Raw genomic sequence first — 12,506 nt, 5'->3', positions numbered from 1 at the left:
AGTGAAAGTTCTCTTTATTACAAGGCCGACAGTTTTTTCCGGTCCTGGTGGTGATACAATACAGTTATTGAAAACTAAAGAACATTTAGAGCGGCTAGGAATTATTGTTGATATCGCAGATGATAGTGAACCAAATTTCATTGACTATGATTTAATTCATTTCTTTAACCTGAGAAATCCACAAGATATTTTACATCATGTGATAACAGCAAAAAATCTCTCTATTCCAACAGTACTTTCAACCATTTGGGGGAGTTACAATGAATGTGATCGAAAAACTAGGAGAGGCCTTCAGAAATGGATTGCTAATAATGTTTCTGAATATTCGCTAGAATATCTAAAAACTACTGCAAGAATTATTTTTAATGGTAATTTCCATTTTGGGATGTTGCGTTACCTATTCAAAGGTCATTATCGCTCCCAGCAATTCATTGCAAAAAATATAGATGTCCTTTTACCAAATAGTCCTACTGAGCTCGATCGTGTTGTTTCTGATATGAAGCTTGATGTATATAACGGTCTATGGGTAGCTAACGCTGTTGATACATCAGTTTTCGACCATTCAAAAAAATTCTCTGGTAAATATAAGAAGTTCGAAGGCTGCTTGCTTAGTGCTGCTCGTGTTGAAATCCGAAAGTGTCAATTAGACCTTATTAAGGCTGTAAAAGATTTACCCTATCAATTAGTGATCGTGGGTAAGCCAAGTCCCAATAGTAAAGCCTATTATGATGAATGTGTTCGTGAAGCTGGCACGAATGTGGTGTTCATTAATCATGTAGATCAAGATGAACTCGCAGAGTTGTATCATGTAGCAAAGGCTCATGCGTTAATTTCTTGGATGGAGACTCCAGGTCTATCCTCTCTTGAAGCCGCAATGATGCATTGTAATATTCTGGTTACTGATCGAGGGGATACAAAATTTTATTTTGAGGATTACGCAGAATATTGTGAACCGGGCGATGTTGAGTCAATAAGGAAGGGGGTTGTATCAGTTATGAGCAAAGAATTTAATCCTGATTTAAAAAATAGAATTACTTCTATGTTTACTTGGCACCACACTGCTCAACAAACATTAGAAGCATATCAACTTGCTTTACGGTTAAAAAATAAAGATTAGATTTAAAGCTCTAGGGGCTTCCAAGCAGCTTAAATAGCACATTCTCTATAAAATATACTCTTGTTGGCCAAGATATCCCCTGATATCATGTTTTTACATGACTTGAACAATCTAAACATGAGCTCTAAGGACGGGAAATAGCTAGGGTGAGTATTTGTCCTGTTATAGATGACAGAATGCCTAGCCATGTCTCTATGCAGTCAGTGATAACATGTAATCTTTTTATAAGTGTACTACCCATTACAATCTGTCTATCGAAGAACAAACATTTTGGCATAACAAAGATATAATTGCCCATTTCTGAAATTACTAACTCTTTCAGATAAATAATTTGCGGTGCTAAATATTGATAATCAGGACTCGCTTTGATGAATAATATTGCTGTAATTGGTACTGTCGGTATACCTGCTTGCTATGGTGGTTTTGAATCTTTAGTACAAAACCTTGTCGATTATCAGTCAGATAATATAAAATATCATATATTTTGCTCTTCTCACTCTTATCAAACAAAGTCTGAAAACTATAAAGATGCGTCGTTGTTATATCTCCCCATCAAGGCAAATGGGGTCTCTAGCATACCTTATGATATATTAAGCCTGATAATTTGCCTTAAGAAAAAACCTGATGTCACATTAATATTGGGGGTGTCAGGTTGTTTATTCTTGCCCATCTATCGGTTGCTTAGTTCGTCACGTATTGTTACGAATATTGATGGGCTGGAATGGCGGCGCGACAAGTGGGGATGGCTGACGAAAAAATTTTTAAAGTTTTCGGAAAAACTTGCAGTTCGCTTTTCAGATATTGTCGTATCAGATAATCAGGGCATTGCTGATTATGTAATGGATGAATATGGTGTTGTCAGTGACGTGATTGCTTATGGTGGAGATCATGCACTACAAGTTGAACACCAAGAAAATTATGTCAAAGATGATTTTTATCTTTCACTTTGTCGGATAGAGCCTGAGAATAATATTGAATTGATTTTGACTGCTTTTTCTAAATCTAGAGAGAAATTGTGCTTTATTGGTAACTGGGAGGTGAGTGAATATGGTCGTGCGCTTAAAAGCAGATTTTCGCATTATGCGAATATAGAGATTGTTGATCCTGTCTATGATATCTCAGTGCTCTATAAGATGAGAAGGCAATGTAAGGGATACGTGCATGGTCATTCTGCTGGTGGCACCAATCCTTCTTTGGTCGAAGCTATGCAATTTGGCATGCCAATATATGCGTATGATTGTATTTTCAATCGATATACAACTGAGAATAAAGGGTTGTATTTTAGCGATGAGGCATCTTTATTAAACCAGATTAATGCTGAACTTAATATTGCTGAATTCGGTGATGCAATGAAAGATATTGCTTTTAAAAAATATCAGTGGATAAATGTTGCATCTGAATATGAACGCTTGTTTTTAGATTGATTTTTGCTTGTCTAAACTTATACATATAACATTGATGTGGTGAGTATATTAATGTTTAGGTGTTCTTATTGGATCTTTTTGAGTTATTTTGATACGATAGAATAATCCTAATAATTGAATTTTCTGATGCTTTGCGAGTTTTCATGATGAAAAAAAAGGGATTGCTTCTTTCTCTGGCTTTGGTGGGCTTGCCGCTTATGGCGGTGCCACAAATTACGCCCGAGATGATGGCCAAATTTAAACAGCTGTCTCCTGCCCAGCAGCAGGCGCTGGCTGTTCAGTATGGTATCGACCCATCCCAGTTGGGAGGGAGTAACAGCCAAAGCAGTGTCACACCGGTCAATACTGCGCCTGTGGCGGCTCCACGCGAAGTGGATTACAGCCAGGCATCTCAGCGGCCCTTGGTTGCAGGTGCGACGCAAGAGGGGGCATTACAACCTTTTGGCTATAGCGTGTTTGCTGGTGAGCCATTGACCGATGCGCCTGTGGTGGATATGCCGGTTGCCGATGATTATGTGATGGGCCCGGGTGACGAGATCCGGGTTCAGCTTTATGGCAAGGAGAATGCGAATTACAGCCTTGCGATTGGTCGTGAGGGTTTTATCGACTTCCCATCACTTGGCCCTATTGCTGCCAGTGGTCAGACTTTCCAGCAACTACGCACTGAACTGGAAAACCGGATCAAGGAGCAAAAGATTGGTGTAGAGGCGTTTATCAGTTTTGGTGCTTTGCGCACCATGCAGGTCTTTGTGATGGGCGATGCCTATCGCCCCGGTGCATACAACGTCAATGGCATGGCGACAGTGACCCAGGCTTTGCAAGCCGCAGGTGGTATCGACACCGTGGGGTCGCTGCGCAAGATCCAGGTCAAGCGTGCCGGGCAGAAAGTGATCGATGTCGACCTCTACAAGATGCTGGTATGGGGCGACACCAGTCAGGATATTCGTTTGCGTTCCGGTGACACCGTGTTTATCCCTACCAAAGGGAGTGAAGTGAGCATCGATGGTCTGGTTAAACGCCCAGCTATTTATGAATTGAGTGGCCCGGCTGCCCTAGTTAATGTGCTGGGGTTGGCTGGCGGCATGAAGGCTGCTGCGCTCAAAGAGGTTTCGGTGACCCGTTATGGTGAAACCGGAATGCGGGTATTCAACTTGAATCTGGCAAGTCAGCATGATCGCCAGTTTGTTGTGCGCGATGGTGATAAGGTCACGGTCAAGCCGAGCAGTACCGAATATAGCCAGGCGATTGTGGTAAAAGGTGCCGTGGTTCGTGAAGGTGTATTCAGCTTCCAACCTGGAATGCGGATCAGCCGAGTTCTACAAAGTGCCGATCGTGATCTGACCTCGGTCACAGATTTGAATTACGCCCTGGTTGTCCGTGAAGTGGATGCCCAGCGCAATATCGAAGTGTTGCAGTTCAATCTGGGTCGAGCCCTGCAAATGCCGGGTGGTGAAGATGACATTCGCTTGCAACCGCGTGATCAGGTACTTGTCTTTAGCAATGATGCAACCGACCGATTGAAACAACAGGCGAATACTCGAACCTCCTCGGCGAGTATCAATCGGCAGGCGCAACAACGTATTGCTCAACAAGTAGATGTGATTGATAGCACTACGGGGGCTGAGGTCAGCCGTGCGCAGCTTGCCAAAGAAGAGAAGATGACGTTGGCGGAGGTGTCTGGCACAACCACAACAGAGGCAGTCGTGGGGGTTTCTCGTCAGACTCTGCTTGCGCCCGTTCTCGAACGTTTGAAAGCGCAAGCTGCACAAGGCAAGCCGGTACAGATTGCTGAAGTGCGCGGCGAGGTGAAATACCCAGGGATCTATCCCTTGACGCCCTATAGCCGTACCCATGATTTGATCATGGCAGCGGGCGGTTTTAACGAACAGGCGAATGTGATTGAGTTGTCTCGTATTAGCGAACGAGGGAATGATATTGCGATTGAAAATCAGCGCCTTGATTTGGCAACTGCAAATCGGGTAATCGGTTCACCTTTGGTGCAATCAAAAGATAGCTTGAACGTGTTGCCTCATCCTCAGTGGCGTGAAGAAGCAACCGTACAGGTGTTTGGTGAGGTGAAGTATCCAGGGACCTATACAGTTCGTCGTGGCGAAAGCCTACAGGACTTGATCCAGCGAGTCGGCGGTATAACCCCTTATGCGAACCCGAATGGTGCAGTGTTTGCTCGCGAGACGCTGCGCAAGCAGGAAGCTGAACGTATTGCATTGTTGCGTGATGAGCTCAAGCAAGAGATCGCCACGATGACGTTGCGCCGTCAATCCAGCATTGCCAACTACACCAGCTCGCCTGCAGAGGCGATGACGGTCGTCAACCAGCTGGAAAACAGCAAGGCGGTCGGTCGCATGACTATCGACATGCCGGCGATATTGTCTGGTGACAAGCAGGCTGATGTAATGCTGCAAGATGGCGACAAGCTCTATGTGCCCGCATTGCAAAATGTGGTCTCAATTCAGGGGATGGTGCAGTTCCCATCTTCCCACGTCTACGATGGTGGCCTGAGCGTCAACGATTACCTGAGTCGGGCTGGTGGCACCAAGAAGCAGGCAGATACCGACCGCATTTATGTGATCAAGGCGAATGGCAGTGTGATGTTGCCAGGTGATAGCTGGTTTGGTGGTCGTAAGCACCTGGAGCCTGGCGATACAATCGTGGTGCCTGTTGATTCCGATTATCTGGATAACCTGAGCATCATGACTTCTGCTACCCAGATCCTCTATCAACTGGGTGTCGCGTGGAGTGCCATCAAGTAATTCCACACCTCATTTGATAGTCCATTCAGTCAGGTGGAAAGGCCACCTGGCTCTTTTGAGATTTGGCTAGTTATGACACAGATAAAAGAACACCCTCCCTTGCCTGTTGCGATGAGCGGTGGTGGGGAAGATGAGATCGATTTGCGTGAATTGTTTGCAGCGCTTTGGCGCGGTAAGTGGTGGATTGCCGCCAGTACCCTGGTGGGGGCGGTCATTGCCGTGCTGGTTGCTATTTCACTGCCAAATATTTATCGCTCCGAGGCTCTGCTTGCTCCTTCAGCTGAACAACAAGGCGGCGGGCTTGCTGCTATGGCAGCCCAGTTTGGCGGGCTTGCCAGCTTAGCGGGGGTTAACCTCAGTAGTGGGGGGCCGGACAAGACGGCTATTGCGGTCGAGATTGGGAAATCTCGCCAGTTTCTCAGCCATTTTATTCGCCAACATCAGTTGGAAGTGCCGTTAATGGCCGTAGTCAAAGCGGACAAGACGACTGGCGAATTGGTGATTGATGAAGAGATCTATGATGTGGCCAGCAAAAAGTGGGTGCGCGAAGTGCCTCCTGGCAAGTCGGTTGAACCAACGGACTGGGAGCTGGTCAAGGCATTTCGCGATGTTGCCAGTATCAGTCAGGATGCCAAATCGGGGCTGGTTACGGTGGCGGTGGATTACTACTCGCCGGAGCGTGCCAAACAGTGGGTTGACTGGTTGGTCGCCGATCTCAATGAGGCCATGAAGCTGCGTGATCAAAGCGATGCGACACGTAACATTACCTATCTCAAAGCTCAGCTCGAGAAAACCCCGGTCGCAGATATGCAGAAGGTGTTCTATCAACTGATAGAGGATCAGACGAAAACCTTGATGTTGACAGAAGTAAACCAGGAGTACGTGTTCAAAACCCTTGATCCTGCTGTTGCCGCTGAGGAAAAAGCGAAACCCAAACGTGCGTTGATTACCGTATTGGGGACGCTGCTTGGCGGCATGCTAGGCGTTATACTTGTATTGGTACGCCATGCAATCGCACGTCCGGCTCGGAGCTGACGAAAGGGCTCATCTGAGCGACTGACTCTGGTCAATTGGTCTGTTTCAAGGTATCCTGTTAATACTTCAAGTCATGTTTAAATAAGGAAATTAGTAATGAAAAAATCAGCGTTGACTCTGGCTGCTCTATTGGTTCTCTCTTCAAACGCATTTGCGGCTGAAGAAGTTACGGGTACTGCGGCAGGTTCCACTGGTGTAGCTGGCACCGCGGCTGTGGGTACTACTACTCTGGTTGCCGTTGGTGTCGGTGCAGCAGCACTGGCAGCAGTTGTTATTTCTAATGCAAATGACAACTCCACCAGTACTAGCACCACAACTTCTACCAAGAAGTAAGTTTTCTGATGTTGAAATAAGGCTGCCATATTGGCAGCCTTATTTTTGTCACTTTGCAATCATTTTCCAATTCCACCGAGTGACCTGTCTATGTTTTCATCTCGTTTTTTTATGTATCTGGGATTGTTACTTTTGAGTGGTTGTTCCACTACTAGTTCTGATACTTACGCTACGCTCCATTACGCCTTTATGGGGGTGGATGATGTTGTGGTAACTGCAGAGAAAGTGCGTGAGTTGCCTTATGCAAGCGCATATCTGCGCGTGGGTGATAATCCACAGGCATTGGTGGTGCTTGCATTTGCAGATCCCGATGGTTCTTTGAGTTGGGTCAGCGCAGATAATAAGCTGTTTGTTACCAATGCAGGTCGGTTGAACAAGACGGTGGGTTTGGAAAATGATCTCTATTTGACGAAATCATCTTGGGTTGACCCATTGAAAAAAATTGCAGACTCACCTGATAAAACCATTAATCCAAGCGTGATGAATTGGCAATATAATGCAGAGTGGGAAAAGGACTATTTAAGTGGCTATAAAATAAGGACTGAATTTATATCTGTAGTGCCGGAAAAATTGATAATTCTTGATAGAACACATGATGTTATGTTGATTGATGAATTAATTACGGTTGAGCATAATCGTGCATCTTGGCATAACTACTATTGGTTTGAGCACAGTACCGGCAGAATACTGAAGAGCCAGCAGCAGTTGGGGCCGGACTTGCCGGTAATTGAAATTACAATCTTAAAGCCTTACTCCTTATGAAAAAATATCTGATACTCGGTCTTATGCCTTTTTATGCCTTAGCTCAAGCCGATATAGACGTGATTTATGAACGTCATTCTGTAACCAAGATTGAAGTTCATGATGGAGCTAGACTGGCTGACCTGTTATTTAATACCAAGCTGCCTAATGATATTTATTGGCGCAGTGCACAGATAGCTAATCCTAGAAAGATGGCAGAGCTCCAGGCAACTAAAGAGACCCTACTCAAAGATCTTAAATTACTGCAAGTTTTTTGGATGAGGGGGGGGGAGCAGGGCGCATTGATCCAGTCAACCCAACAGTTACTACAAGAGCTGGATAGAATTCCTGTCAGTGGTCGTTTGTCAGTTTTTTTAGATCCTGCCAAGAGTAGAGTTGATCCTGAAGGTAATCCTCTGCTGAAAGGAAACTACACGCTTTTTGTTGCTCCAAGACCTGATTTTATCTACTTCGTAGGATTGATTAATGGTCGTAGTAAACAGCCTTTACAGTCTGGTGCTGGTTTGGCTGACTATTGGCAGGGTTACAGCTTGTTAGCTGGGGCTGAGCCAAGTGAAGCATTTCTGATCCAGCCTGATAGTTCTATCAGTCGTGTTCCTGTGGCTAACTGGAATCAGCTGCATCGAGAACCAATGGCTGGGGCGACGCTGTTTGTCGGATTTAACCCCGATGTGTTGCCCGCACAATATAGAGATATCAATATTCGCATTGCTAACTTGCTTGCTAATCGAGTGCCTGAATAATGCTTCCTAAATGTAAATATATTGCGTTTTTTGTTTCATGGGTTGTTTCTGGGGCAGTATGCGCTACAGAGTCGATTTTTGATTCTTATGGCCCATCGCAAGGTGATTTTGGTGGTGTTGGTTTGTTGCAGATGCCAACAGCTCGTATGGCTAAGACTGGCGAATTCAGTGCCAACTATGCTGATAATGACCAATATCGTCGGTGGTCTATCTCTGCGCAGCCATTTGATTGGTTTGAGGCAACACTTAGGTATACAGATACTCGGACTATGCCATACAGTTATGATCCTACCTTTAGTGGCGGTCAATCTCATAAAGATAAGGGTATGGATTTTAAGTTTCGTCTTTGGCAAGAATCTAACTATCTGCCACAAGTATCTATGGGCTTTAGAGACCTGATGGGAACTGGTCTTTTTGACGGTGAGTTTTTGACTGCCAGTAAACAGTATGGCTCATTTGATTTTACTATCGGTATTGGCTGGGGAAATATGGCCGAAAGCGGTAATATTAAAAACCCGTTTTGTGAGTACAAAGATGCTTGGTGTCAAAGGAATGAAAGTTACTCCGGGAATGGCGGTAAGTTTGAGTTTGATAGCCTGTTTCATGGGCCTGCAGCACTCTTCGGTGGTATTGAGTATCAAACGCCATGGCAGCCACTTAGGTTGAAGCTGGAATATGATGGCAATGACTATAGTAAAGAGTTTGCAGGCCATATTTCTCAAGATTCGCCGTGGAATGTTGGGGCGGTATATCGCATTTTTGATAACTTGGATAGCCATCTGAGTTGGCAGAGGGGAAATACCCTGATGTGGGGGGTGACTATGCGGACCAACTTTAACGAGCTGAAACCTGCCCAGATTGACCAGCCAAGACCCGTTTATCAACCAGGCCTGGTGCCAGATTCTGTTGCTGACGTGAAGTGGCCTACGTTGGCGAATGAGCTAAAAGATAATGCAGGGTGGCAGGACACAGATTTTTATACTGAGGCAGGCTCAGTCACGATCATTGGTACGCAGAGCAAGTATCGTGATGAACGTGAGGCGATGAAGCGAACATCTCTTCTAGCGGCCAATCATTTGCCAAACACAATCCGTGACCTGAATATTATTGAGCGTAAGGCAAACTTCCATCTGCAGGAGACCCAAATTGATCTCCAATCTGTTCGTCGAGCCAACGTGGTGCAAGTATTGGGAGAAGAGCAGCAAGAGAAATCGACTGTTCAGGCTGCCAGAGAAGTTCAGGGGATACCCATTTATGCTGCTGGACGTAAATCTTTTTCATACTCCTTTGATCCTGATCTGACACAGTCGTTTGGTGGTGCAGAGTCTTTCTATATGTACCAGCTCGGTATCAATGCCAATGCTGACTGGCGGATGAGTGAAAACAACAGCTTGCAAGGGACGTTGTTTTTTAATCTGCTTAATAACTATGATGAGTTCAACTATAAAGCCCCCCCTCCTGATGGGGCGGCATTGCCACGAGTTCGAACTTGGGTTCGTGAGTATGTTGATTCCTCAAATGTATTACTTAACAACTTGCAGTTAACTCATATGCAGCCACTCTCTCGGGATTGGTATGGGCAAGTTTATGGTGGTTATTTGGAGATGATGTATGCCGGTGTAGGCAGCGAGGTTCTCTATCGTCCATATGGTAAGACTTGGGCGATTGGCGTTGATGCCAACTGGGTGAAACAGCGAGACTGGAACAATACTCTGAAAATGGCTGATTACGATGTAATGACTGGTCATGTTACAGCTTATTGGCAGTTACCATTCATGAGTAATGTCACCGCCAAAGTCGCCGTGGGGCAGTATTTGGCTGGTGATAAAGGCACTACTCTCGATTTCTCAAAGCGATTTGATTCGGGCGTTATTTTAGGGGGGTATGCGACATTTACAAATGTTTCTGCTGATGAGTATGGTGAAGGTAGCTTTACCAAAGGTATCTACATAACGATCCCCTTCGACTTGATGCTGCTAAAACCAACAACAGCAAAAGGAACCGTTGGATGGGTTCCTTTGACTCGTGACGGTGGACAGATGTTGAGTCGTAGAAATGGTCTTTACGATTTGACTGAATTGCAATAGAAGTCAGAGACATAGGGCTTAGAGTTTTCCCTATAGATAGAGCGGACAGTTGTTAACTGCCCGCTCTTTTATTATCTGCTTAATGTATACTGGGATCTAAAATTATTACGCTAGGGATGCATGATGATTAAATATATAAATGGTGCTTTTTCTGCACTATTTATCACTTATTGGCTATTGGGCATGCACTTTTTTATGCACAACCCGGGCGGTGCCGGACTGTATCTTCCCTTTAATGCATGGGGATGGGTGTTTGCCTCGTTGACTATTGGGCTGGGATTGTGGCAAGTGACGTTACGCCAGCGTCTGGTATTTTCTTCATTACAGGCTGCGTTATGGGTAGGGGCTCTCTTAATGCTGCTCCCCATGCTCTATCTAGGTTTTGCTCTCAAGGATTATGCCATCCCAAGATTGCTGGGGCTGTTTGCTGGTCTGCTGTTTTTGTTCGGTCTCTACCAATGGCGATTTAATCGGTTGCAGCGTGACCGATTGCTCTATCTCGTCCTGATTGCGATCGCTATGGAGGCAGTGCTCGGTCTGGTACAGTTCTATCTGTTGACGCCAGGTAACTGGATTGGCTATGACGCCAAAGCCAATCGTCCATACGGGATCTTTCAACAGCCAAATGTGATGGCAACCTTTATGGCCACCGGGATTGCGTTGGCTATTTGGCTGGAGCTACGCAGCAATGAGCATGTTTGGTTGCGCAGGGTGAGCTATGGGGTGATTGTCGCCGCCAGTCTATTGTTGATTGTTCTGCAGTCTCGGGTGGGGCTGCTTGGGGGATTGCTGGCGTTTATCCTGCTTGGACCCCAGTTGCATCGTCAACGTTTATTGGTACGAATGCTCTGTCTGGTCTTGCTGGGGGCCGTGGTTGGATTAGCTTCTCAGTATTGGGTGTCAAGTGTCAGTCGGGGGATGAACGAATATCTCTCTGGCGGAGCTCGGTCAGATATCTGGCCTTTTACATTGAATTTACTCTTTCAAAACTGGTTATTGGGAATAGGGTATGGTGGATTTGAATCCACATTCTTCCACGCATACACAGAGGCTCGGCATGTAGATCCAAATATTGGAATGGTAATTTACAACCTCGACCACCCCCACAACGAGTTTCTCTATTGGGCTGTTGAGGGCGGTATTGCACCCATGGTCGGCATGGTGATCATGGGAGGTGCATTATTATGGCGTCTGGCGAGTGTGCGCTGGGTACATGCCATGGGGCTGCTTGCCTTGGTTGCCCCAATATTGCTTCATACCCAGACGGAATACCCTCTCTACCATGCGATCGTGTTATGGTGGCTGTTGCTGACGCTGATTTATATCATCGATACCGAAATTGAGGAGACCAACCTGGCGAGTCAGGGTTTCTCATCATGGTGGGATATGGAGTGCCGCCCATGGCTGTTACTGCGATTTATGGCGATCGCTATCCCGCTGCTGGTCGTTCCCTTTATGCTCACAGCAATTCACACCGCATGGGTAGTCACCAAATATGAACGGGGTGGGTATAAAGAGCCGACCTTGCTACTTGATATCGTCAATCCCATGGCTTGGTTGACCCGAGTCGAGTTTGATGTGAACTCAGTTCGTCTGATGGTGGGCTTGCAGACAAATAACAAGACCGAACTGGAAGCTTATCTGGAGTGGGGGCAGGCATTCGTACGCCATACACCGCGTGCCAACATATACGCCAATATGGTGATCGCGCTTAATGCATTGGGTCGTACAGAGGAAGCCAATGCGATGCGAGCTGAAGCACTTAAGCTCTATCCAACCGAGCCCCTTTTAACTGGGTCTGCTTCACAGGCAGTGATTACCGGTGTTGACCAATCAGGCAAGAATATAACTAAAAATAAATAGTGCTATTTGGATACATAGAAAGCCAGCTCTTAAAAACGGCTGGCTTTTTTATTTTTTCCCTTCTGGACAACCAGTATCTGAACAGTCTGTTTTCGGACGCATGCGTCTGTCAAACGGGCTATGAAAGGCATATTTGAAATGTCATGTGGCGATTCCAACCAATTGATTAATATGTAATTTTGTCGATGGCGTTGAAGGGGTTGATAGTGAATTGGGAGTATTCCCTTCATCATCGGGTGAAGGGACAGGTTCTAGACGTGTTCATTGCTAAACAGACAGGCATAGTCTTGTCACATGATGTTGAACGTATGGTAGAAATGTTCGCTCAGGCTTATAAAGCAGGTTACAGAGTTAGGGAAGGTGCGAATAAG

9 protein-coding genes are annotated in these 12,506 nt (G+C 45.6%); all 9 read left to right on the top strand.

All coding sequences use genetic code 11. The features are described from left to right. Nucleotide 1 precedes the first annotated feature (1 nt). The 9 genes from ACTG2G_RS23300 (at nt 2) to ACTG2G_RS23260 (ending at nt 12,135) form a co-directional block, all read left to right on the top strand. The gene (locus tag ACTG2G_RS23300) at nt 2-1,117 is read left to right on the top strand and encodes a glycosyltransferase family 4 protein (protein ID WP_439985142.1); all 1,116 of its coding nucleotides are present in this window, start codon (nt 2-4) and stop codon (nt 1,115-1,117) included. Nucleotides 1,118-1,485: 368 nt separating this feature from the next. Next, nucleotides 1,486-2,541, top strand: a complete 1,056-nt coding sequence (locus ACTG2G_RS23295) for a DUF1972 domain-containing protein (protein WP_439985141.1) — start codon at nt 1,486-1,488, stop codon at nt 2,539-2,541. 143 nt (nt 2,542-2,684) lie between these two features. Beyond that, on the top strand, nt 2,685-5,312 hold the full coding sequence (locus ACTG2G_RS23290) for an SLBB domain-containing protein (protein ID WP_439985140.1): 2,628 nt from the start codon (nt 2,685-2,687) through the stop codon (nt 5,310-5,312). Between the two features lie 72 nt (nt 5,313-5,384). Next, the gene (locus ACTG2G_RS23285) at nt 5,385-6,347 is read left to right on the top strand and encodes a Wzz/FepE/Etk N-terminal domain-containing protein (protein ID WP_439985139.1); all 963 of its coding nucleotides are present in this window, start codon (nt 5,385-5,387) and stop codon (nt 6,345-6,347) included. 96 nt (nt 6,348-6,443) lie between these two features. After that, on the top strand, nt 6,444-6,680 hold the full coding sequence (locus tag ACTG2G_RS23280; protein WP_439985138.1) for a hypothetical protein: 237 nt from the start codon (nt 6,444-6,446) through the stop codon (nt 6,678-6,680). Nucleotides 6,681-6,770: 90 nt separating this feature from the next. Next, nucleotides 6,771-7,442, top strand: coding sequence for a YjbF family lipoprotein (locus tag ACTG2G_RS23275; protein WP_335838245.1), 672 nt, complete (start codon nt 6,771-6,773; stop codon nt 7,440-7,442). After that, nucleotides 7,439-8,185 (top strand): capsule biosynthesis GfcC family protein, encoded by a 747-nt coding sequence (locus ACTG2G_RS23270; RefSeq protein ID WP_335838244.1) that lies wholly within the window; start codon nt 7,439-7,441, stop codon nt 8,183-8,185. The genes ACTG2G_RS23275 and ACTG2G_RS23270 overlap by 4 nt, the downstream gene beginning before the upstream one ends. After that, the gene (locus ACTG2G_RS23265; RefSeq protein ID WP_335838243.1) at nt 8,185-10,272 is read left to right on the top strand and encodes a YjbH domain-containing protein; all 2,088 of its coding nucleotides are present in this window, start codon (nt 8,185-8,187) and stop codon (nt 10,270-10,272) included. The genes ACTG2G_RS23270 and ACTG2G_RS23265 overlap by 1 nt, the downstream gene beginning before the upstream one ends. Nucleotides 10,273-10,395: 123 nt before the next feature. Further along, nucleotides 10,396-12,135, top strand: coding sequence for a PglL family O-oligosaccharyltransferase (locus ACTG2G_RS23260; protein WP_335838271.1), 1,740 nt, complete (start codon nt 10,396-10,398; stop codon nt 12,133-12,135). The last annotated feature ends 371 nt before the right edge of the window (nt 12,136-12,506 follow it).

The organism is Aeromonas sp. 55A (genome assembly GCF_051919665.1).
In the GTDB taxonomy this organism is placed as follows: Bacteria; Pseudomonadota; Gammaproteobacteria; order Enterobacterales; family Aeromonadaceae; genus Aeromonas; species Aeromonas veronii.
The sequence above is the reverse complement of the archived record's forward strand: the minus strand, read 5'-3'. Positions and strand labels throughout refer to the sequence as shown.